Raw genomic sequence first — 21,679 nt, forward strand, 5'->3', positions numbered from 1 at the left:
GCCACCGGCTGGCCGTGCAGGCCAGCCGTCTGCCGCGCGAACCCTGGCGGGTTCGCGCTGCTTTTCGCCTACAAAAAAAACAGGAACGCGAAATGCAATCTCAAGCACAAGGTCTCAAGCGCGGGCTTACGGCCCGGCACATTCGATTCATGGCACTGGGCTCGGCCATCGGCACCGGGCTGTTCTACGGTTCGGCCGCGGCCATCCAGATGGCCGGCCCTGCGGTGTTGCTGGCCTACCTGATCGGCGGCGCGGCGGTGTTCATGGTGATGCGTGCACTGGGTGAAATGGCCGTGCACAACCCGGTGTCCGGCTCGTTCGGCAAATACGCCAGCACCTACCTGGGGCCCATGGCCGGCTTCGTGCTGGGTTGGACCTACGCCTTTGAAATGATCATCGTGTGCCTGGCCGACGTCACGGCCTTCGGCATCTACATGGGCTTCTGGTTTCCCGAGGTGGCGCGCTGGGTGTGGGTGCTGGGCATCGTGTTCCTGATCGGCGGGCTCAACCTGTGCAACGTCAAGGTGTTCGGCGAGATGGAGTTCTGGCTGTCGCTGCTCAAGGTCGGCGCGATCGTGGCGATGATCCTGGCCGGTTTCGGCATCATGGCCTTCGGCCTGGCCAATGCCGAGGCGGGCAACACGGTGGGCATCGGCAACCTGTTCGATCACGGCGGCTTCATGCCCAACGGTGTCGGTGGCCTGATCGCCTCGTTCGCGGTGGTGATGTTCGCCTTCGGCGGCATCGAGATCATCGGTATCACCGCCGGTGAAGCCAAGGACCCGCAGCGCGTGATCCCCAAGGCGATCAACGCCGTGCCGCTGCGCATCCTGCTGTTCTATGTGCTCACCCTGTTCGTGCTGATGTGCCTGTACCCCTGGCCGCAGATCGGCAGCCAGGGCAGCCCGTTCGTGCAGATCTTCAGCAACCTGGGGATCGGTTCGGCGGCCACGGTGCTCAACATCGTGGTGATCTCGGCGGCGGTGTCGGCCATCAACAGCGATATCTTCGGTGCCGGGCGCATGATGTACGGCCTGGCCGAGCAGGGCCACGCGCCCAAAGGCTTCTCGAAGATCTCGCGCCACGGCGTGCCGTGGATGACCGTGCTAGTGATGGGCGCTGCGCTGCTCGGTGGCGTGGTGCTCAACTACCTGATTCCGGAAAACGTGTTCCTGCTGATCGCCTCCATTGCCACCTTTGCTACGGTATGGGTGTGGCTGATGATCCTGGTGACCCAGGTGGCCATGCGCCGCAGCATGAGCCGCGAAGAGGTCGCGCAACTGAAGTTCCCGGTACCGTTCTGGCCGTATGGGCCGGCCGCAGCCATCGCCTTCATGCTGTTCGTGTTCGGTGTGCTGGGCTACTTCCCCGACACCCAGGCGGCGTTGATCGTCGGCGTGGTGTGGGTGGTGTTCCTGGTGGCCGCCTACTGGCTGTGGTGCAAGCCGCGTGGCACGGTCACGCAGCCGGTGTCGACGCCTCAATAGTTACGGAGACTGTGCATGAAAACCCTCTGGCAGCACTGCCATGTGGCAAGCATGGCGCACGGCGCCTACTCGATCATCGAGGACGCGGCCATCGTCACCTGCGCCGGGCGCATCGAATGGATCGGCCCGCGCCAGGCGCTGGCAGGCCCTGTGCCTGACAGCACGGTCGACCTGGGCGGCGCCTGGGTCACCCCCGGGCTGATCGACTGCCACACCCACGCGGTGTTCGGCGGCAACCGCAGCGGCGAGTTCGAACAGCGCCTGCAGGGCGTGAGCTACGCCGAGATCGCCGCCCAGGGGGGTGGCATCGCCAGCACCGTGCGCGCCACCCGCGCCGCCAGCGAAGACGAGCTGTATGCCAGCGCCCTGCGCCGGGTGCAGGCCCTGATGCGTGATGGTGTGACCACCCTGGAGATCAAGTCCGGCTACGGCCTGGACCTGGACAACGAGCGCAAGATGCTCAAGGTGGCGCGCCGGCTCGGCGAAACGCTGCCGCTGACCGTGCGCAGTACCTGCCTGGCGGCGCATGCCTTGCCGCCCGAGTACGCCGAGCGCGCCGACGACTACATCACTCACATCTGCGAGCAGATGCTCCCGGCGCTGGCTGGCGAAGGGCTGGTGGACGCGGTGGATGCGTTCTGCGAATACCTGGCGTTTTCGCCGGCGCAGGTCGAGCGGGTGTTTCTCAAGGCCCGCGAGCTGGGCCTGCCGGTCAAGCTGCATGCCGAGCAGCTGTCGTCGCTGCACGGTTCGAGCCTGGCGGCGCGCTACCAGGCACTGTCGGCCGATCACCTGGAGTTCATGGACGAGGCCGATGCCATCGCCATGGCCCAGGCCGGTACGGTGGCGGTGCTGCTGCCGGGGGCGTTCTACTTCTTGCGCGAAACCCAGCTGCCGCCGATGGACGCGCTGCGCAGGCACGGCGTGAAGATCGCGATTGCCAGCGACCTCAACCCCGGCACCTCGCCGGCCTTGTCGCTGCGCCTGATGCTGAACATGGCCTGCACCCTGTTTCGCATGACCCCCGAAGAAGCCCTGGCCGGTGTCACCGTGCATGCCGCCACGGCGTTGGGGCTGGGCGACAGCCATGGCTCGCTGGAGGTCGGCAAGGTGGCCGACTTCGTGGCCTGGGACATCGAACGGCCGGCAGACCTGGCCTACTGGCTGGGCGGCGACCTGCACAAGCGGGTGGTGCGCCACGGCGTTGAACTGACCGATAAAGGGGAGGCTGCATGGACAAGGTCGTGAGTTTTCACCAGGGTACGCTGCCGCTGCTGGTCAGCATTCCCCATGCCGGGCTCAGGCTGACCCCGGCGGTCGAGGCCGGGCTGGTGGACGAGGCCAGGGGCCTGCCGGACACCGACTGGCACATTCCGCGCCTTTACGCCTTTGCCCGTGAGCTGGGCGCCAGCGTGGTGGTGGGCGAGTATTCGCGCTTCGTCATCGACCTGAACCGGCCCGAGGATGACCAGCCGCTGTATGCCGGCGCCACCACCGGGCTGTTCCCGGCCACGCTGTTCGAAGGGCAGCCGCTGTTCAAGGCGGGGCTGGAGCCGAGTGCGGCCGAACGGGCGGGCTACCTGGAGGCCATCTGGCGGCCGTATCACGACACCCTCACCGGCGAGCTGGCGCGCCTGCGCGAGCAGTTCGGCTATGCGTTGCTATGGGATGCGCACTCGATCCGCTCGGTGATCCCTCACCTGTTCGACGGCACGTTGCCGGACTTCAACATCGGCACCTTCAATGGCGCGAGCTGCGACGCGGCGCTGGCCGAGCGGGTCAGGGCGGTGGCGGCCGGCGCGCAGGGCTACAGCCATGTGCTCAACGGGCGCTTCAAGGGCGGGCACATCACCCGTCACTATGGCGCCCCGGCCAACGACGTGCATGCGGTGCAGATGGAACTGGCGCAGTGCAACTACATGGAGGAGGTGGCGCCGTTCACCTACCGCGACGATCTGGCGCAGCCGACCCAGCGGGTGCTGGAGCAGATGCTGGTGGCGATGCTGGGGTGGGGGCGCGAGCGTTACCCGGCATAGGACCGCGGCGCTGCCTTCGCCGGCAAGGCCGGCTCCTGCAGACGGTTGCGAACCGGTAGGAGCCGGCCTTGCCGGCGAAGGGGCCCGAAAGCCGAACACAGGTACATGCTCAAAGCGCATTTCGGGTTTATGATGCCCAACGGCAGCCTATTTCCCCACACGGAGTGCGTAATGCAGACCTTGTACCCGCAGATCAAACCCTACGCCCGGCACGATCTGGCCGTGGAAGCACCGCATGTACTGTACGTCGATGAAAGCGGTTCCCCGGAAGGTCTGCCCGTGCTGTTCATTCATGGCGGCCCGGGCGCCGGCTGCGATGCGCAAAGCCGCTGCTATTTCGACCCCAACCTGTACCGCATCGTCACCTTCGACCAGCGCGGCTGCGGTCGCTCCACCCCGCACGCGAGCCTGGAGAACAACACCACCCAGGCCCTGATCGAAGACATCGAGCGTATCCGCGAGCACCTGAACATCGAAAAATGGGTGCTGTTCGGCGGTTCCTGGGGGTCGACCCTGGCCCTGGCCTACGCCCAGACCCACCCCGAGCGCGTGCACGGGCTGATCCTGCGCGGCATCTTCCTGTGCCGCCCGCAGGAAATCGAATGGTTCTACCAGGCGGGTGCCAGCCGACTGTTCCCCGACTACTGGCAGGATTACATCGCGCCGATCCCCGCCGACGAGCGCGACGACCTGGTCAAGGCCTTCCACAAGCGCCTTACCGGCAACGACCAGATCGCCCAGATGCATGCGGCCAAGGCCTGGTCCACCTGGGAGGGCCGCACCGCGACGCTGCGTCCCAACCCGCTGGTGGTCGACCGCTTCTCCGAGCCGCAACGCGCCCTGTCGATTGCTCGCATCGAATGCCACTACTTCATGAACAACGCGTTCCTGGAGCCCGACCAGCTGATCCGCGACATGCCGCGTATCGCCCACCTGCCGGCGGTGATCGTGCACGGTCGCTATGACGTGATCTGCCCGCTGGACAACGCCTGGGCGCTGCACCAGGCCTGGCCCAACAGCGAGCTGAAAGTGATTCGCGACGCCGGCCACGCCGCCTCCGAGCCCGGCATCACCGATGCGCTGGTGCGCGCCGCCGACCAGATGGCCCGGCGCCTGCTCGACCTGCCGCTGGAAGAAGCGTGAAGGGCCTGCTGCAACGCGCGCGTGGCGCGCGGGTAGAGGTCGACGGCGAGATCGTCGGGTCCATCGACCAGGGCCTGCTGGTGCTGGTCGCCGTCGAGCCCGGCGACACCCCGGCCCACGCCGACAAGCTGCTGCACAAGCTGCTCAACTACCGGGTGTTCAGCGACCCCCAGGGCAAGATGAACCTGTCGCTCAAGGACATCGACGGCGGCCTGCTGCTGGTATCGCAGTTCACCCTGGCTGCCGACACCCAGAGCGGCCTGCGCCCGAGCTTTTCCACCGCCGCGCCACCGGCACTCGGTGCCGAACTGTTCGACTACCTGCTGGCCCAGGCGAGGCTCAAGCACCCCACGGTGGCGAGCGGGCGTTTCGGTGCGGACATGCAGGTTCACCTGGTCAATGATGGCCCTGTGACATTTATGCTACAAATATGAAGGTGAAAAGGCCGCTGCTTGCATGAAAACAGCGGCTTTTCAGCATAAATAGTTGCTTGGCCCTGATGCGTTGTAACGCGGCCTGCTGGATAATCGCGCGAAATGTGGGCCTGCGTTCGCAGGCCCGTTTTACTCTGACTTGAGCATCGTCCGGAACCGTTTGGGGAATCATTGTGCCCTTTCGGAGTCCGAACAGTGCTCGCCAACCCGGCATACGTCGCTGGCCGTTGGTTCTTTGATCTGTTTTCGGCGAGGGTTGCTCGTGATTGTAAGTCCCTGTAATGCACCAAGAACTTCCGCCAATCGGCTGCGCAAGGCCTTCGTGGCAGCCTCTGCACTGGTCTGCCTGCTCAGCGCGGGCCAGCTCTGGGCGTTCAACCTCGACGACGTGGCAGCCAAGGCCAAAGACCTGGCCGGGCAGAAGTACGAAGCACCCAAGAGCAACCTGCCGGCCGTGTTCCGTGACATGAAGTACGGCGACTACCAGAAGATCCGCTTCCTGCAGGACAAGGCCGAGTGGGCCCAGGACAAGACCCCGTTCAAGCTGTCGTTCTACCACCAGGGCATGCACTTCGACACGCCGGTGCGCATCAACGAAGTCACCGCCAACAAGGTGCAGGAGATCAAGTACGACCCGAGCCGCTTCGACTTCGGCGACGTGCAGTTCGACCCCAAGGCCACCGACAAGCTCGGCTACGCGGGCTTTCGCGTGCTGTACCCGATCAACAAGGCCGACAAGCAGGATGAAATCATGACCCTGCTTGGCGCCAGCTATTTCCGCGTGGTCGGCAAGGGCCATGTGTATGGCCTGTCGGCCCGTGGCCTGGCCATCGACACCGCGCTGCCGTCGGGCGAGGAGTTCCCGCGCTTCACCGAGTTCTGGGTCGAGAAGCCCAAGCCGACCGACAAGCACCTGGTGATCTACGCGCTGCTCGATTCGCCGCGCTCCACCGGCGCCTACAAGCTGACCCTGCGCCCGGGCACCGACACCATCGTCGACGTCAAGTCCAGGGTGTACCTGCGTGACCACGTCAGCCGCCTGGGCATCGCCCCGCTGACCAGCATGTTCCTGTTCGGCGGCAACCAGCCGTCCAAGGTGCCCAACTACCGCCCTGCGCTGCACGACTCCGAAGGCCTGTCGATCCATGCGGCCAACGGCGAATGGCTGTGGCGCCCGCTCAACAACCCCAAGCACCTGGCCGTGAGCAATTTCAGCGTCGAGAACCCGCGTGGTTTCGGCCTGCTGCAGCGCCAGCGCGAGTTCAGCCAGTTCGAAGACCTCGACGACAACTACCAGAAGCGCCCGAGCGCCTGGATCGAGCCGAGCGGCGACTGGGGCAAGGGCACCGTCGACCTGGTCGAGATCCCGACTGCCGACGAGACCAACGACAACATCGTGGCCTTCTGGAGCCCGGAAAAACTGCCTGAGCCCGGTGTGGCATCCGAGTTCAACTACCGCCTGCACTGGACCATCGACGAGTCCGAGTTCCACTCGCCGAACCTGGGCTGGGTCAAGCAGACCCTGCGCTCCACCGGTGACGTCAAGCAGTCCAACCTGATCCGCCAGCCCGATGGCAGCATCGCCTTCCTGGTCGACTTCGAGGGCCCGGTGCTGGCCGCCCTGCCGGAAGATGCCAACGTGCGCAGCCAGGTGACCACCGACGACAACGCCGAAGTGGTCGAGAACAACCTGCGCTACAACCCTGAGATCAAGGGCTGGCGCCTGACCCTGCGCCTGAAGGTCAAAGACCCGAGCAAGGCCACCGAAATGCGCGCCGCGCTGCTGCGCGACGTACCGGTCGAACAGCCCAAGCCGGCCAAGCCTGCCAAGCAGGACAAGGCCGCTGCCAAGCACGCCAAGCAGGAAAAACCTGCCCAGCCGCCAGCCGCCGATGCGGCGACCACCACCGGGGCACCGGCCACCACCGAACAGGTGTTGACCGAGACCTGGAGCTATCAGTTGCCTGCCGATGAGTAACTCTTCACAAAGGCCGGAATCGCTTGGCGAGTACCTGGCCCATCTGCCCCTGAGCGACGAGCAGCGCGCCGAACTGGCCAGCTGCAATTCGTTCAGCGAGCTGCACCGACGCCTGTCGGCGCAGCCGCCGGTGGGTGAAAACGGTTCGGTACAGGGTTCGGTGGGCAGCCGCCTGACCCTGGACAGCGCCGCGGAACTGGAAGAGGCCGAGATGCTCGCCCTCGACGCCAGTGGCCGGGTGTGCCTGAAGGCCACCCCGCCGATCCACCGCACCCGGGTGATCCCCGAGCCATGGCGCACCAACATCCTGGTGCGCGCCTGGCGCCGGGTCACCGGACGTACCAACGCGCCGGCGCCTGAACAGCGCGAGCTGCCCAAGGCGCGCTGGCGCTGGGTGGGTTCGATGCGCCGCTACATCCTGCTGGCGTTGATGCTCGGCCAGACCGTGGTCGCCGGCTGGTACATGAAGGGCATCCTGCCGTACCAGGGCTGGTCGTTCGTCGACCTCGACGAAATCATGCACCAGTCGTTCATGCAGACCGTCACCCAGGTGTGGCCGTATGCGCTGCAGACCAGCATCCTGATCCTGTTCGGCATTCTGTTCTGCTGGGTGTCGGCCGGTTTCTGGACCGCGCTGATGGGCTTTCTGGAACTGCTCACCGGGCGTGACAAGTACCGGATTTCGGGCAGCAGCGCCGGCAACGAACCGATCGAGGCCGGGGCGCGCACCGCACTGGTGATGCCGATCTGCAACGAAGACGTGGCTCGGGTGTTCGCCGGCCTGCGTGCGACCTTCGAGTCGGTGGCGGCCACGGGCAACCTGGACCGCTTCGACTTCTTCGTGCTCAGCGACACCAACGACACCGACATCGCCGTGGCCGAACAGCAGGCCTGGCTGGACGTATGCCGTGAGGCCAAGGGCTTCGGGCGCATCTTCTACCGTCGCCGTCGTCGCCGGGTCAAACGCAAGAGCGGCAACCTCGACGACTTCTGCCGTCGCTGGGGCGCGGACTACCGCTACATGGTGGTACTCGACGCCGACAGCGTGATGAGCGGCGAATGCCTCACCAGCCTGGTGCGGCTGATGGAAGCCAACCCCGACGCCGGGATCATCCAGACCGCGCCCAAGGCGTCGGGCATGGATACCCTGTATGCGCGCATGCAGCAGTTCGCCACCCGGGTGTACGGCCCGCTGTTCACCGCCGGCCTGCACTTCTGGCAGCTGGGCGAGTCGCACTACTGGGGCCACAACGCGATCATCCGCATGAAACCCTTCATCGAGCACTGCGCCCTGGCGCCGTTGCCGGGCAAGGGCGCCTTCGCTGGTGCGATCCTGTCCCACGACTTCGTCGAAGCCGCACTGATGCGCCGTGCCGGCTGGGGCGTGTGGATCGCCTATGACCTGCCGGGCAGCTATGAAGAGTTGCCGCCCAACCTGCTCGACGAGCTCAAGCGCGATCGGCGCTGGTGCCACGGCAACCTGATGAACTTCCGCCTGTTCCTGGTCAAGGGCATGCACCCGGTGCACCGTGCGGTGTTCCTCACCGGGGTGATGTCGTACCTGTCGGCGCCGCTGTGGTTCTTCTTCCTGGTGCTGTCGACCGCGCTGCTGGCGACCAACACCCTGATGGAGCCGCAGTACTTCCTCGAACCGCGTCAGCTCTACCCGCTGTGGCCGCAGTGGCACCCGGAAAAAGCCATCGCGCTGTTCTCCACCACCATCGTGCTGCTGTTCCTGCCCAAGCTGCTGAGCATCATCCTGATCTGGGCCAAGGGCGCCAAGGAGTTCGGCGGGCGCATCAAGGTCACCCTGTCGATGCTGCTGGAGATGCTGTTCTCCATGCTGCTGGCGCCGGTACGCATGATCTTCCACACCCGCTTCGTGCTGGCCGCGTTCCTGGGCTGGGCCGCGACCTGGAACTCGCCACAGCGTGACGACGACTCCACCCCGTGGAGCGAAGCGGTGCGCCGGCATGGCCCGCAGACCCTGCTGGGCGTGGCCTGGGCGTTGCTGGTGGCGTGGCTGAACCCGAGCTTCCTGTGGTGGCTGGTGCCGATCGTGGGCTCGCTGATGCTGTCGATCCCGGTGTCGGTGATTTCCAGCCGCACCAACCTGGGCCTGCGCGCCAAGGACGAGAAGCTGTTCCTGATCCCTGAGGAATACGCCACGCCGCAGGAGCTGCTGGCCACCGACCAGTACACCCACGAAAACCGCTGGCATGCGCTGAAGGACGGGTTTGTGCGGGCCGTGGTCGACCCGCAACAGAACGCCCTGGCCTGTGCCCTGGCGACCGCGCGCCATGGCGTGGCGGAGGTGGTCGAGCGCAACCGCGCCGAGCGCATCGCCAAGGCCCTGGAAGTCGGCCCGGCCGCGCTGGATGGCGCCACGCGCCTGGCGCTGCTCAGCGACCCGGTCGCCCTGGCACGGCTGCACAGCCGCGTGTGGGCCGAAGACAACCGCGCCTGGCTGGATGTGTGGCGTGAGTCGATTGCCAACGACCCGCACTCGCCGCTGTTGCCGCTGCACCCGCAGCACGAGGGGCAGGCCGCACTCGCCGGGGCCTGATCTGCGGGCCCCTTCGCCAGCAACGCTGGCTCCTACAGGTCATCCGTGCCGTTGTAGGAGCCGGCTTTGCCGGCGATGTTTCACTCCTTTTTCTGATACCAACAACGCCCCCCATGCGTTAGCATCCCCCCCGATAATAAAACTCGAAGTTTTCCTGCTGGGGGATCTGGTGATGATGAAAAAGTATCTGTCGATGCTGATGATCGGCGTCGCGGCACTGATGACGGTGAACGCTGCACAGGCAGCCGGCGCCATCGATGACGCGGTCAAGCGCGGCACCTTGCGCGTAGGCATGGACCCTACCTACATGCCGTTCCAGATGACCAACAAGCGTGGCGAGATCATCGGCTTCGAAGTCGATATCCTCAAGGCCATGGCCAAGTCCATGGGCGTCAAGCTGGAAACCGTCTCCACGGCCTACGACGGCATCATCCCGGCCCTGATGACCGACAAGTTCGACATGATCGGCAGCGGCATGACCCTGACCCAGGAGCGCAACCTCAAGCTCAACTTCAGCGAACCCTTCATCGTGGTCGGTCAGACCCTGCTGATCCGCAAGGAGCTGGCCGGCGAGATCAAGACCTACAAGGACCTGAACAACGAGAAGTACCGCCTGACCTCCAAGCTCGGCACCACCGGTGAAATGGTCGCCAAGAAGCTGATCGGCAAGGCCAAGTACCACGGCTACGACAACGAGCAGGAAGCGGTGATGGACGTGGTCAACGGCAAGGCCGACGCCTTCGTCTACGACGCCCCGTACAACGTGGTGGCAGTGAACAAGGCCGGCGCCGGCAAGCTGCTGTTCCTCGACGAGCCGTTCACCTTCGAACCGCTGGCCTTCGGCCTGAAGAAGGGCGACTACGACAGCCTGAACTTCATCAACAACTTCCTGCACCAGATCAAGCACGACGGCACCTACGATCGAATCCACGACAAGTGGTTCAAGGACACCGCCTGGCTGAAGGACATGGAATAAGGCCGCGGCCCCACGCCCGGTTCGAAACCCGACGCGCAGGCTGGCCCTGCGCGTTCGCTTTTACGGAAGTACCCCCGTGATCAAACACAAGAAATCCCAGTGGCCCTGGCATGGGCTGACGGCGCTGGTCCTGATCGGCCTGGCGCTGAGCCTGTATTACGCAACCTCGGTGATCTCCTACGAGTGGCGCTGGAACCGTGTGCCGCAGTACTTTGCCTATCAGGCCGAAGTTGCCCAGCGCGCCGCCGAAAACGGCGTGATCGAGGCGATCGAGCGCAAGGGCGACATGGCCCGCGTCACCTTGCGTGACGAGAGCGGCGCCGAACAGGTGCTGAACGTCGAGCAGGCCAGCCTGCAGATGGACCGTGGCGACGACGTGGCCGAGGGCGACCTGATCGGTGTGACCCACCAGTGGGCCGCCGGGCCGCTGGCCTGGGGCCTGTTCACCACCTTGTGGATCTCGGTGGCGGCGGGGGTGCTGGGGTTGGTGATCGGCCTGTTCGCCGGCCTGTGCCGGCTGTCCAGCAACCCGACCCTGCGCGACCTGTCGACGGTGTATGTCGAGCTGGTGCGCGGCACGCCGCTGCTGGTGCAGATCTTCATCTTCTACTTCTTCATCGGCACCGTGCTCAACCTGTCCCGCGAGTTTGCCGGGGTGGCGGCACTGGCGCTGTTCACCGGCGCCTACGTCGCCGAGATCGTGCGCGCCGGGGTGCAGTCGATTGCCCGCGGCCAGGGCGAGGCGGCCCGTTCGCTGGGCCTGAGCGCCGGCCAGTCGATGCGCCACGTGGTATTGCCGCAGGCGTTCAAGCGCGTGCTGCCGCCGCTGGCCGGGCAGTTCATCAGCCTGGTCAAGGACACCTCGCTGGTGTCGGTGATCGCCATCACCGAACTGACCAAGAGTGGCCGCGAGGCGATCACCACCTCGTTCTCCACGTTCGAGATCTGGTTCTGCGTCGCCGGGCTGTACCTGCTGATCAACCTGCCGCTGTCGCATTTCGCCAGCCGGCTCGAGCGGAGGCTTGCGCAAAGTGATTGAAGTCCGTGACCTGGTAAAAGTCTTCGACACCCGTGGGCAGGTGGTGCGTGCGGTGGATCACGTCAGTACCGATGTGGCCAAGGGCGAAGTGCTGGTGGTGCTGGGCCCGTCGGGCTCGGGCAAGTCGACCTTCCTGCGCTGCCTCAACGGCCTGGAAACCTTCGACGAGGGCACCGTGGCCATCGACGGCCTGCAACTGGCCGACCCGAAGACCGACGTGAATGCCTATCGGCGTGAAGTCGGCATGGTGTTCCAGCACTTCAACCTGTTCCCGCACATGACCGTGCTGGAGAACCTGTGCCTGGCGCAGAAGGTGGTGCGCAAGCGTGGCAAGGCCGAGCGTGAGGCCAAGGCGCGTGCGTTGCTGGAGAAGGTGGGCATTGCGCAGAAGGCCAACGAGTTTCCCTCGCGCCTGTCTGGTGGCCAGCAACAGCGCGTGGCGATTGCCCGTGCGCTGGCGATGGAGCCGAAGGTGATGCTGTTCGACGAGCCGACCTCGGCGCTGGACCCGGAGATGGTTGGCGAGGTGCTGGACGTGATGAAGACCCTGGCCCTGGAAGGCATGACCATGGTCTGTGTGACCCACGAAATGGGCTTTGCCCGGGAAGTGGCGGACCGCGTGCTGTTCTTCGACCACGGCAAGTTGCTGGAAGATTCGCCACCGGAGGCGTTCTTCACTGCGCCGAAGGACCCACGAGCCCAGGCGTTCCTGCGCCAGGTGCTGTAACCGCAGCGTGGCCTTCGCCACCAAGGCTGGCTCCTGCAGGGTTTCGCCGCACCTGCAGGAGCCAGCCTTGCTGGCGAAGAGGCCGTTACAGGCTGAACCGCCCGACCAACGTCTGCAACTGCCCCCCCAGTCGCGCCAGCTCCACGCTCGACGCCGCAGTCTGCTGGCTCGCCGTCGTCGTCTGATCGGCAATATCCCTCACCGTCATCACATTGCGGTTGATCTCCTCGGCCACCGAGCTCTGCTCTTCACTGGCCGTGGCGATCTGCTGGTTCATGCCCTGGATGCTCGACACTGTCTCGGTGATCTGCCCCAGCGCCGCGCCCGCCCGCCGGCTCAGTTCGACGCTGTCGCGGCTCAGGTCGCGGCTGCTGTCGAGCAGGTGCACCACCTGCGCCGTACCACTGTGCAGGTTGCCGATCAGCTCCTCGATCTCCTCGGTGGACTGCTGGGTACGCTGGGCCAGGCCGCGCACTTCATCGGCCACCACCGCAAAACCACGCCCGGCCTCGCCCGCCCGCGCAGCCTCGATGGCGGCATTGAGCGCCAGCAGGTTGGTCTGCGACGAAACCGACTTGATCACATCCAGGATGCTGCCGATACGCTCGCTCTCCTGGGCCAGCTGCTGCATGGCCAGGATCGACTCCTCCACCTGCCTGGCCAATTGCTCGATCTGCCCGATGGCGTCGTTGACCACCTGGTTGCCTTCGCGCGCCTGGCTGTCTGCGGCAGTGGCTGCCGCCGAGGCGAACTCGGCGTTGCGCGCCACCTCCAGTACCGTGGCGGCCATCTCGTTCATCGCGGTGGCCACCTGGTCGGTCTCGTCCTTCTGGTTGCCGGTCATCAGCTGGGTGCGCTCGGCGACACTCGATAGCTCGCCCACCGCAGCGGTCAACTGGCCGGTGCCCTGGCCGATGCCACCGATCAGCTCGCGCAGGCTCAGGGCCATCTGCTGCATGCTGTTCTGCAACTGCCCCAGCTCATCCTGGCGTGATACCCGCAGGTCGCTGCGCAGGTCGCCCTTGGCGATGCATTGCGCCGCTTGCAGGGTGCGTCTGAGCGGTTCGGTGATCTGGCGCGTGATCAGCCACGCGGCCAGGCTGCCGAGTACCAGCGCCAGCAAGGCGATGACGCTGAGCATGCTGCGTGCCTCGAGGGCTTCTTCGTCGCGCAGCTGGATCTGGTGCCGGGTCAGAACGCGACTGGCATCGCGCAGCTGGTTGCCCATGGTCTCCAGCCCGCCCTGAAGCTGCTCTACCGCGATGGCGGCCTGGCGGTAGCGGTCCAGCAACTGCACATAGCTGGCGAGCGCGGCGGTAGTGGCCTGCAGGTCGCTGGGCGGCAGGTTGCGCCTCAGATCGGCCAGGCTGGCCTGGGCGGCGCCGAGCGCGCTGGCACCCACCTGCTCGAAGGCACTCAGCGGGCTGAAGGTATAGGCCGGGGCGCGGCTTTGCTGGCCGGCGGTCTCGATGTGTCGTGCAAGCGTTGCGAACAGGCGCTGCTCCGAGGCCTGCCGTTCGCTGCCCTGGCGCTCGCCCAGCAGGGTCTTCTGCTCCAGCGTGTCGATGCCGTCGAGCAGGCGCTGCTCCTGTTCACGCAGGGCGGTTTCGTGCGTATGGCGCGTGCCGACGGCCTGCTGCAAGGTGTCGAAGTCGCGCACGAACTGGCCGACCACCTGCTGATTGGCCGTGATCACCTGGCGGTCGGCCGCATCGTCGAACTGCCCCAGCATGCTCTGCAGCAGGCGCTCCAGTTCGGTCAGGGTCGCGCTGATCCTGCGCTTGCTCTCGTCGTCCGCCAGCACCCGGTAGGTGATGCGCTCGGCACGCAGGTCCTTGCTCAGGTCGTTGATCGCGGCAATCTGGGTGAGACGCTGCGAGCTGTCGATGGATTCGTTCAGTGCATGCCAGCCGCCCAGGGTGGTCGCCAGCGTCAGCAGCAGGACGCTGGCAAATCCCAGGGCCAGCTTGAGCCTGACGCTCAGGTTGCCAAGCATCCGGTACAAAGGTGCGAACATGACGGTTCTCCAGTGAAATGAGGGATGTAGCGCCTGGATAGGGTCGGGCGCAGCTACCTGTGCTCATCGGCCACTGGAGGCCAAGCTGGACCTGCAAATGCTGTAGGAAAATTCCCATCTTGCAGGCGGAAAATTCCACCTAGAGCTGGAAGCGCCCGACCAGCGCCTGCAATTGAACCCCCAGGCGTGCCAGCTCGATGCTGGAGGCCGCGGTCTCTTCGCTGGCGGCGCTGGTCTGGTCGGACACGTCGCGCACGTTGATCACGCTGCGGTTGATTTCCTCGGCCACTGCACTTTGCTGTTCCGCCGCGGCCGCAATCTGCTGGTTCATCGCCTGGATCGACGACACCGTGGTGCTGATGGTGGCCAGCGAGGTGCCGGCGCGCCGGGTCAGCTCGACGCTGCTCAGGGTCAGCTCGCGGCTGTTGTCCAGAATCCCGGCGACCTCGGAGGTGCCGCGGTGCAGGCCGGCGATCAGGCCTTCGATCTCTTCGGTGGATTGCTGGGTGCGTCGGGCCAGGCCGCGTACCTCGTCGGCGACCACGGCGAAGCCGCGCCCGGCCTCGCCGGCGCGGGCGGCCTCGATGGCCGCGTTGAGCGCCAGCAGGTTGGTCTGCTGGGCTACCGACTTGATCACGTCGAGCACGCTGCCGATCTTGTCGCTTTCGGCCTTGAGCTGGGCCATGGCTTCGCCGGAGTGGTCGACCGCCGCCGCCAGGCGCTCGATCTCGTCGATGGCCTCGCTGACCACCCGATCGCCTTCGCCGGCCTGCTGGTCGGCCAGGGTGGCGGCCTCGCTGGCCTGCTCGGCATTGCGCGCCACATCCTGCACGGTAGCGGCCATTTCATGCATGGCAGTGGCCACCTGGTCGGTTTCGACCTTCTGCGTGCTGACCCCGCTGCTGGTCTGCTCGGTCACGGCCGAGAGCTGCTCGGCGGCGCTGGCGATCTGGGTCACGCCCTCGCCGATGCCACCGACCAGCTCGCGCAGGCTCACGGTCATGCGCTGCATCGCACGCTGCAGCTCGCCCAGCTCGTCGCGTCGCTCGGCCACCAGGGTCTGGCTCAGGTCGCCGCCGGCCACCCGTTCGACCAGGCGCAGGGTCTGCTGCAGGGGCGTGGTGATCTGGCGGGTGATCACCCACGCGGCCGCGATGCCCAGCAGCAGCGCAATGGCGATCGCCAGGCCCAGGTTGTAGCGTGCCTGCAGGGCCTGCTGGTCGACCAGCTCGGTCTGCGACTGGGTCAGCTCGTCGCTCACCGCCAGCAGGCTGTCGCCCAGCTGTGCCAGGTGCTGCAGGGCCGAGTCGCTGGCGCTGCGCGCCGCGCTGAAGTCGAGCACGGCGGCGCGGTAGTCGGCCAGTGCCCCCGCGGCTGCACGCAAGGTGTCGCGATAGGTGCTCGGTAGCCTGTCGGGCAGTGCGTCAAGCTGGCTGGCCGCCTGGTCGATGGCGGCCAGTGCCGGTGCCTCGAATTCGGCGCGGCCGCTGTAGGTGTAGCCGCGCAGGTGAAAGCGGGCCTGCTGGATCTGCTGGTCCACCGTCACCAGGCTGGCGTAGGCGCTGAAGTCGGCACGCTCGCGCAGTGCCTGCCCGACTGGCGCCAGCAGCGCCACCGCGCGTTCGGCGCTGCTGCCCAGGGCGTCGCGTGCCTGCTGGCGCGCCTGCACCGTGGTCTGCAGCTCGGCGAAGGTGCGCCGGTACTGGTCGAGGGTGTTTTCCTGGCGTTGTACCCGGGCAAGGTTGGCCGGCACGTTGAGGCGCCGCTGCAGGTAGGCCAGGCGCTCGGCCACGTCGTCCAGCTCCTTGTCCATCTGCTGGCCGACGGCAGGCTCAAGGTTGCGCTCGTAGACCAGCCGCTGGTTGCGCACATCCTGGATCTCCTTGTTCACCGCCCCGATGTCGGTGAGCTTGTCGCTGCGGTCGGCAAGGTCTTCCAGGGTGGTCCAGCCGATCAGGGCGATACCCAGCGTCAGCAACAGAACCAGGGCAAAGCCCAGGGCCAGTTTCAGTTGAATGCTCAGGTTGCCCAGCATCCGATTCATCGTCACAAGCATGGTGGCTCTCCAGGTACGAGGTTCAGACGCACCCGTGGGTGCGCCAATGCGAACGCATCGGCTGGAGCGCCAAGGTCTGGACCTGCAAACGCTGTAGGACTTTTCGCTATTTGTTCGACGGCCACAGGGGGCCGGACACCGGCAGCGATCAACGCCGCTGCCGGCAGGGCGGGGGGTTACAGGCTGAAGCGGGCGACCAGGGTCTGCAGGTGGGTGCCCAGGCGCGCCAGCTCGACGCTGGAGGCGGCGGTCTCTTCGCTGGCGGCGCTGGTCTGGTCGGACACATCGCGCACCGTCATCACGCTGCGGTTGATCTCTTCGGCCACTGCGCTCTGCTGCTCGGCAGCGGCGGCGATCTGCTGGTTCATGGCCTGGATCGAGGACACGGTGCGGGTAATGGTTTCCAGCGAGGTGCCGGCGCGGCGGGTCAGCTCGACGCTGCTGCCGGTCAGGCTGCGGCTGTTGTCCATCACCGTGGCGACCTGCTGGGTGCCGTTCTGCAGGCCGGCGATCAGCTCCTCGATCTCTTCGGTCGATTGCTGTGTGCGCTGGGCCAGGCTGCGCACTTCATCGGCAACCACCGCGAAACCGCGCCCGGCCTCACCGGCACGAGCGGCCTCGATGGCGGCGTTGAGGGCCAGCAGGTTGGTCTGCTGGGCCACCGACTTGATCACGTCGAGCACGCTGCCGATCTTGGCGCTTTCGGCCTTGAGCTGACCCATGGCTTCGCTGGAGTGTTCCACCTCGGCGGCCAGGCGCTCGATCTGGTCGATGGCCTCGCCCACCACGCGGTCGCCTTCGCGGGCCTGCTGGTCGGCCATCTGCGCCGCCTCCGAGGCCTCTTCGGCGTTGCGCGCCACTTCCTGCACGGTGGCGGCCATCTCGTTCATGGCAGTGGCCACCTGGTCGGTCTCGACCTTTTGATTGTTGACCCCGGCGCTGGTCTGCTCGGTGACGGCCGAGAGCTGCTCGGCGGCGCTGGCGATCTGGGTGACACCATCGCCGATACCGCCGATCAGCTGGCGCAGGTTCACGGTCATGCGCTGCATGCTGTGCTGCAACTGGCCGAGTTCGTCGCTGCGCTCCACGCGCAGGTCGTGGCGCAGGTCGCCGCTGGCGATGCGGTCCACGGCGCCGAGGGTGTGGCGCAGGGGCACGACGATCTGGCGGGTGATGGCCCACGAGGCGAGGATGCCGAAGAACAGCGCCAGCGCCGTGGCCAGGGCCAGCATCGATTGGGCGTGCTGCGATTCGTCGTCGCGCAGCTGGGTGAGGCTGCGGCTCATCTGCTGGCTCAGGTCGATCAGCAGCGTGCCCTGTTCGGCCATGTGCTGCAGGGCCGCGTCATTGGCGGCCTGGGACTGGCTGAACTGCTCCACCGCGTTGCGGTAGGTGGCCAGCGCCTGGGTGGCGGCGGCCAGGGCATCGGCATGCTCGGCCGGCACCTTGGCCGGCAGGCTGCGGATGACGCTCAGGGCCTGGTCGATGGCCTGCAGGGCGGTCTGCTGCAGTTCGGCCTGCCCGCTGAAGATGTAGCCACGCACGTGGAAGCGGGCCTGCAGCATCAGCGCCTTGGCCTGCACGGCGCTGTTGAAGGTCTGGATATCGCCGCCTTGCAGCAGCCCGCGCTCTACCTGATCCAGCGATGCGGCGGTCTTTTCCGCGCTGCTGCTCATGGTCGCACGGCTGGCCTCGCGGGCCTGGGCCGCCTGCTTGAGGTCGGCAAAGGCGCGCTGGTACTGGGCAACCGCCTCGTTCTGGCGTTGCAGGCGGTCGCCGTTTTCGCTGGGCGGTATGTGCTGTTCCACGTTCTTGAGCTGGCGATCCAGCTCTACCAGGGCGTTCTCTACCGCGTCGGCGCTGGCGGCATCGCGTTTGTGCTCATAGGTCTGGCGGGCGATGCGCAGGTCCTGGGTGATCTGGTGAATCCGGGAAATCTCGCCCAGGGTGTCGCCGCGCTGGGTGACACCGTTGAGCCCCTGCCAGCCGGTGAGTGCGATCAGCAGGGTCAGCAGCAACACGGTGCCGAAGCCGATGCCGAGTTTGAGCGTGACGCTAAAATTGCCCAGATGGTGGGCGAACCAACGGTACATGGGGTGACTCCATTGCGGTCAGGCGGGGGCGGATGCGTGGTCTGTGGCCAATGCATCGGCCTGGGGTCACAAAACTGAAGGTGTGTATGAAAGGCGTCGCCGGCAAGGCCGGCTCCTACGCACAGCAGCGGACGCGGTGCTAGAACAACCGCGCCAGCAGGGCGGTGACCGCCGTCTCCACGCGCAGGATGCGCTCGCCCAGCTGTACCGGGTTCAGCCCGGCCTTGCCCAGCAGCTCGACCTCATACGGGATCCAGCCACCTTCCGGGCCGATCGCCAGGGTCACTGGCTCGGTCAATGCGCGCGGGCAGGGCGGGTGGTTGCCAGGGTGGCCGACCAGGCCCAGGGTACCCTCGGCAATCGCTGGCAGGCGATCTTCGACGAAGGGCTTGAAGCGCTTCTCGATCACCACCTCGGGCAGCACGGTGTCGCGCGCCTGCTCCAGGCCCAGCACCAGTTGCTCGCGTATTGCCGCAGGCTCCAGGAAGGGGGTTTGCCAGAAGCTCTTCTCGACCCGGTAGCTGTTGACCAGGATGAGCTTGCCCACGCCCATGGTGGCCACGGTCTGGAACACCCGGCGCAGCATCTTCGGGCGCGGCAGGGCCAGCACCAGGGTCAGCGGCAGCTTGGCCGGCGGCGGCTGGGTGAACTCGACCGACAGTTCGGCTTCATGGCCCTCCAGGCGCAGCACCACGGCCTGCCCCATCAGCCCCCCCAGGCGTCCCACGCGCAGGGTGTCGCCCACCGCCACGCGGTGGATCTCCTGCATGTGGGTAAAGCGTCGGTCGCCCAGCACCACACGGTCGGCCGCGACGAAGTCGGCCTCCTCGAGCAGCAGCAGGTTCACGGCTGGGTGGCTGGCGGCTGGTCGTCAGGCTCGTCGGCCTGCACCGGGGCACTGCGCTTGCGGATCAGCCCGCCGAACAGCACGCCGACTTCGAACAGCAACCACATCGGCACGGCCAGCAGGGTCTGCGAGAAGATGTCCGGCGGGGTCAGCACCATGCCGACCACGAAGCAGCCGATGATGACGTAGGGGCGGATCTTCTTCAGGTACTTCACGTCGACCACGCCGATCCACACCAGCAGGATCACCGCCACCGGGATCTCGAAGGCCACGCCGAAGGCGAAGAACAGGGTCATGACGAAGTCGAGGTAGCTGGCGATGTCGGTCATCATCGACACGCCTTCGGGCGTGGCGCTGGCGAAGAAACCGAAGATCAGCGGGAATACCAGGAAGTACGCGAAGGCCATGCCGGCATAGAACAGGAAGATGCTCGACACCAGCAACGGCACTGCGATACGTTTTTCATGGCGGTACAGGCCGGGGGCGATGAACCCCCAGATCTGGTGCAGGATCACCGGGATCGCCAGGAACAGCGAGACGATCATGGTCAGCTTGAATGGCGTGAGGAACGGCGAGGCCACGTCGGTGGCGATCATCGTGGCGTTGGCCGGCAGGTGGGCGCGCAACGGTGCCGAAACCAGGGTGTAGATCTGCTGGGCGAAGGCGAACAGGCCGGCGAAGATCACGAAGATGACCGCGACGCAGCGCAACAGGCGCGTGCGCAGCTCGGTAAGGTGCGAGACCAGCGGCATCGGCTGGTCGTTTTCCGGGATTTCGCTCATGGGGCTCGCGGCGGCTGTGTCGGTTCGGTGGGCGGTGCTGCTTCGACGGCAGGTGCAGGTGTCGGTGCAGTCACAGGTTCTGGTGCAGGCGCCGGCGCAGCCTCGGTGGCGGTGGCGGCTGGCTCCGCGCCGGGGGTGTGCGCCGGATCGGGCTGTACCGATTGCGGGTTGAGGATGCGCCGGGCTTCCTGCTCCATGGAGAGGATGTGCTCGTTGTGCAGCTGGCGCCGGATATCGTCGGCACCGATCTCGCGCTCCACCTCGTTCTTGATCGCGTTGAAGCTGCGTTTCAGTCGGCCGATCCACAGCCCGGCGGTACGTGCAGCGCCCGGCAGGCGCTCGGGGCCGAGCACCAGCAGGGCCACCAGGCCGACAAGCAACAACTCACTGAAGCTGATCCCGAACATGTGTTCACTCTTTCCTGGTCGGCTCTTCGACCTTGTGCGCCTGGCCATCGAAGGTCTGTGGCTGGTTCAGCGGTGCAGCGGCGGGCGGCGGGGTCGGCTGGGCAGGCTGTACGGTGGGCTGCTCCGGCTTGTCTTCCTCTTCGTTCATGGCCTTCTTGAAGCCCTTGATCGATTCGCCCAGGTCGCTGCCCAGGTTTTTCAGTTTCTTGGTACCGAACACCAGTACAACCACCACCAGCAGGACGATCCAGTGTTTCCAGTCAAAAATACCCATGGTGCAATCCTCGATTGAATTCGTTAGGCCGACGGTTGGCGGGCGGCCTTCTCGTCGTGCCCGGACAGGCCGAAGCGGCGGTCCAGTTCGTCCAGCACGGCCTGCGGGTGCTGGCCCAGGGCGGCGAGCATGACCATGCTATGGAACCACAGGTCGGCGGTCTCGTAGATGACATCGCTGCATTCGCCACTGACGGCGGCGTCCTTGGCGGCGATGATGGTCTCGACCGATTCCTCGCCGACCTTTTCCAGGATCTTGTTCAGGCCCTTGTGGTACAGGCTGGCCACGTACGAGGTGTCGGGGGCCGCGCCCTTGCGCGATTCGAGCACTTCGGCCAGGCGGATCAGGGTGTCGCTCATGTCAGTGTCCTGCGCTGTAGATGGCATGCGGGTCTTTGAGTACCGGGTCGACGGTCTTCCACGCGCCGTTCTCGTACACGCGGTAGAAACAGCTTTCACGGCCGGTATGGCAGGCGATGTGGCCCAGTTGCTCGACCATCAGGATGATCACGTCGGCGTCGCAGTCCAGGCGCATTTCATGCAACTTCTGCACGTGGCCGGACTCTTCGCCCTTGCGCCACAGTTTGCCACGCGAACGCGACCAGTAGATGGCGCGCTGCTCGGCGGCAGTCAGGCTCAGGGCCTCGCGGTTCATCCAGGCCATCATCAGCACGCGCCCGGTCTTGTGGTCCTGGGCGATCGCCGGTACCAGGCCATCGCTGTTCCAGTTGATCTCGTCCAGCCAGTCTTTCATGTTCGACTCCAAAATAGGCCACGGTCCCGCACCGATGCCACCTGCTAGTGTGCCAGCCACGCAG

Annotated in this window: 19 protein-coding genes; 10 read left to right on the plus strand and 9 right to left on the minus strand. The window is 66.0% G+C overall.

Going from position 1 to position 21,679, the window contains the following annotated elements:
- Positions 1 to 92 precede the first annotated feature (92 nt).
- The 10 genes from DN388_RS13995 (at position 93) to DN388_RS14040 (ending at position 12,386) form a co-directional block, all read left to right on the plus strand.
- Positions 93 to 1,487 (plus strand): amino acid permease, encoded by a 1,395-nt coding sequence (locus tag DN388_RS13995; protein WP_123753321.1) that lies wholly within the window; start codon positions 93 to 95, stop codon positions 1,485 to 1,487.
- 15 nt (positions 1,488 to 1,502) lie between these two features.
- The gene (gene hutI, locus DN388_RS14000; protein ID WP_058541645.1) at positions 1,503 to 2,735 is read left to right on the plus strand and encodes an imidazolonepropionase; all 1,233 of its coding nucleotides are present in this window, start codon (positions 1,503 to 1,505) and stop codon (positions 2,733 to 2,735) included.
- Positions 2,720 to 3,523, plus strand: a complete 804-nt coding sequence (gene hutG / locus DN388_RS14005; RefSeq protein ID WP_255000504.1) for an N-formylglutamate deformylase — start codon at positions 2,720 to 2,722, stop codon at positions 3,521 to 3,523. Before hutI ends, hutG begins: the two co-directional genes overlap by 16 nt.
- Before the next feature lie 171 nt (positions 3,524 to 3,694).
- Positions 3,695 to 4,666 (plus strand): prolyl aminopeptidase, encoded by a 972-nt coding sequence (gene pip, locus DN388_RS14010; protein WP_058541644.1) that lies wholly within the window; start codon positions 3,695 to 3,697, stop codon positions 4,664 to 4,666.
- Positions 4,663 to 5,100, plus strand: coding sequence for a D-aminoacyl-tRNA deacylase (gene dtd / locus DN388_RS14015; protein ID WP_088514678.1), 438 nt, complete (start codon positions 4,663 to 4,665; stop codon positions 5,098 to 5,100). The genes pip and dtd overlap by 4 nt, the downstream gene beginning before the upstream one ends.
- Before the next feature lie 262 nt (positions 5,101 to 5,362).
- Positions 5,363 to 7,078, plus strand: a complete 1,716-nt coding sequence (locus tag DN388_RS14020) for a glucan biosynthesis protein G (RefSeq protein ID WP_080922881.1) — start codon at positions 5,363 to 5,365, stop codon at positions 7,076 to 7,078.
- Positions 7,071 to 9,644, plus strand: coding sequence for a glucans biosynthesis glucosyltransferase MdoH (mdoH, locus tag DN388_RS14025; RefSeq protein ID WP_043862171.1), 2,574 nt, complete (start codon positions 7,071 to 7,073; stop codon positions 9,642 to 9,644). The genes DN388_RS14020 and mdoH overlap by 8 nt, the downstream gene beginning before the upstream one ends.
- 175 nt (positions 9,645 to 9,819) lie before the next feature.
- The gene (locus DN388_RS14030) at positions 9,820 to 10,620 is read left to right on the plus strand and encodes a transporter substrate-binding domain-containing protein (RefSeq protein WP_043862230.1); all 801 of its coding nucleotides are present in this window, start codon (positions 9,820 to 9,822) and stop codon (positions 10,618 to 10,620) included.
- Positions 10,621 to 10,696: 76 nt separating this feature from the next.
- Positions 10,697 to 11,659 carry an amino acid ABC transporter permease gene (locus DN388_RS14035; protein ID WP_255000508.1) on the plus strand — a complete coding sequence of 321 codons (963 nt, stop codon included), beginning with the start codon at positions 10,697 to 10,699 and terminating at the stop codon, positions 11,657 to 11,659.
- Positions 11,652 to 12,386: an amino acid ABC transporter ATP-binding protein gene (locus DN388_RS14040; protein ID WP_043862229.1), complete on the plus strand. Its 735-nt coding sequence runs from the start codon at positions 11,652 to 11,654 to the stop codon at positions 12,384 to 12,386. The genes DN388_RS14035 and DN388_RS14040 overlap by 8 nt, the downstream gene beginning before the upstream one ends.
- An 85-nt stretch (positions 12,387 to 12,471) precedes the next feature.
- Here the strand turns inward: DN388_RS14040 and DN388_RS14045 are convergent, their stop codons facing one another.
- From DN388_RS14045 to hisI, 9 genes are all read right to left on the minus strand, one after another.
- The gene (locus DN388_RS14045) at positions 12,472 to 14,403 is read right to left on the minus strand and encodes a methyl-accepting chemotaxis protein (RefSeq protein ID WP_255000509.1); all 1,932 of its coding nucleotides are present in this window, start codon (positions 14,401 to 14,403) and stop codon (positions 12,472 to 12,474) included.
- A gap of 139 nt (positions 14,404 to 14,542) precedes the next feature.
- Positions 14,543 to 16,459, minus strand: a complete 1,917-nt coding sequence (locus DN388_RS14050; protein ID WP_058541641.1) for a methyl-accepting chemotaxis protein — start codon at positions 16,457 to 16,459, stop codon at positions 14,543 to 14,545.
- 176 nt (positions 16,460 to 16,635) lie between these two features.
- On the minus strand, positions 16,636 to 18,552 hold the full coding sequence (locus DN388_RS14055; RefSeq protein WP_054915770.1) for a methyl-accepting chemotaxis protein: 1,917 nt from the start codon (positions 18,550 to 18,552) through the stop codon (positions 16,636 to 16,638).
- Between the two features lie 139 nt (positions 18,553 to 18,691).
- Positions 18,692 to 19,399, minus strand: coding sequence for a 16S rRNA (uracil(1498)-N(3))-methyltransferase (locus tag DN388_RS14060; protein ID WP_043862166.1), 708 nt, complete (start codon positions 19,397 to 19,399; stop codon positions 18,692 to 18,694).
- Positions 19,396 to 20,181: a twin-arginine translocase subunit TatC gene (tatC, locus tag DN388_RS14065; protein WP_043862165.1), complete on the minus strand. Its 786-nt coding sequence runs from the start codon at positions 20,179 to 20,181 to the stop codon at positions 19,396 to 19,398. Before tatC ends, DN388_RS14060 begins: the two co-directional genes overlap by 4 nt.
- The gene (gene tatB, locus DN388_RS14070; protein WP_058541639.1) at positions 20,178 to 20,588 is read right to left on the minus strand and encodes a Sec-independent protein translocase protein TatB; all 411 of its coding nucleotides are present in this window, start codon (positions 20,586 to 20,588) and stop codon (positions 20,178 to 20,180) included. The genes tatC and tatB overlap by 4 nt, the downstream gene beginning before the upstream one ends.
- 4 nt (positions 20,589 to 20,592) lie before the next feature.
- Positions 20,593 to 20,862, minus strand: coding sequence for a twin-arginine translocase TatA/TatE family subunit (locus DN388_RS14075; RefSeq protein WP_043862163.1), 270 nt, complete (start codon positions 20,860 to 20,862; stop codon positions 20,593 to 20,595).
- A 23-nt stretch (positions 20,863 to 20,885) separates the two neighbouring features.
- Complete coding sequence (locus tag DN388_RS14080) at positions 20,886 to 21,221, minus strand: phosphoribosyl-ATP diphosphatase (protein ID WP_043862162.1); 336 nt, start codon at positions 21,219 to 21,221, stop codon at positions 20,886 to 20,888.
- 1 nt (position 21,222) lies between these two features.
- Positions 21,223 to 21,615 carry a phosphoribosyl-AMP cyclohydrolase gene (gene hisI, locus DN388_RS14085; RefSeq protein ID WP_043862161.1) on the minus strand — a complete coding sequence of 131 codons (393 nt, stop codon included), beginning with the start codon at positions 21,613 to 21,615 and terminating at the stop codon, positions 21,223 to 21,225.
- Positions 21,616 to 21,679 lie beyond the last annotated feature (64 nt).

The sequence above is a fragment of the Pseudomonas sp. S12(2018) genome (genome assembly GCF_024355235.1).
In the GTDB taxonomy this organism is placed as follows: domain Bacteria; phylum Pseudomonadota; class Gammaproteobacteria; order Pseudomonadales; family Pseudomonadaceae; genus Aquipseudomonas; species Aquipseudomonas palmensis.

Coding starts and splice junctions, on each gene's coding strand:
- DN388_RS13995 (WP_123753321.1), top strand. CDS start 93: ATGCAATCTCAAGCACAAGGTCTCAAGCGCGGGCTTACGGCCCGGCAC.
- hutI (WP_058541645.1), top strand. CDS start 1,503: ATGAAAACCCTCTGGCAGCACTGCCATGTGGCAAGCATGGCGCACGGC.
- hutG (WP_255000504.1), top strand. CDS start 2,720: ATGGACAAGGTCGTGAGTTTTCACCAGGGTACGCTGCCGCTGCTGGTC.
- pip (WP_058541644.1), top strand. CDS start 3,695: ATGCAGACCTTGTACCCGCAGATCAAACCCTACGCCCGGCACGATCTG.
- mdoH (WP_043862171.1), top strand. CDS start 7,071: ATGAGTAACTCTTCACAAAGGCCGGAATCGCTTGGCGAGTACCTGGCC.
- DN388_RS14030 (WP_043862230.1), top strand. CDS start 9,820: ATGAAAAAGTATCTGTCGATGCTGATGATCGGCGTCGCGGCACTGATG.
- DN388_RS14045 (WP_255000509.1), bottom strand. CDS start 14,403: ATGTTCGCACCTTTGTACCGGATGCTTGGCAACCTGAGCGTCAGGCTC.
- DN388_RS14050 (WP_058541641.1), bottom strand. CDS start 16,459: ATGCTTGTGACGATGAATCGGATGCTGGGCAACCTGAGCATTCAACTG.
- DN388_RS14055 (WP_054915770.1), bottom strand. CDS start 18,552: ATGTACCGTTGGTTCGCCCACCATCTGGGCAATTTTAGCGTCACGCTC.
- tatC (WP_043862165.1), bottom strand. CDS start 20,181: ATGAGCGAAATCCCGGAAAACGACCAGCCGATGCCGCTGGTCTCGCAC.
- tatB (WP_058541639.1), bottom strand. CDS start 20,588: ATGTTCGGGATCAGCTTCAGTGAGTTGTTGCTTGTCGGCCTGGTGGCC.
- DN388_RS14075 (WP_043862163.1), bottom strand. CDS start 20,862: ATGGGTATTTTTGACTGGAAACACTGGATCGTCCTGCTGGTGGTGGTT.
- DN388_RS14080 (WP_043862162.1), bottom strand. CDS start 21,221: ATGAGCGACACCCTGATCCGCCTGGCCGAAGTGCTCGAATCGCGCAAG.
- hisI (WP_043862161.1), bottom strand. CDS start 21,615: ATGAAAGACTGGCTGGACGAGATCAACTGGAACAGCGATGGCCTGGTA.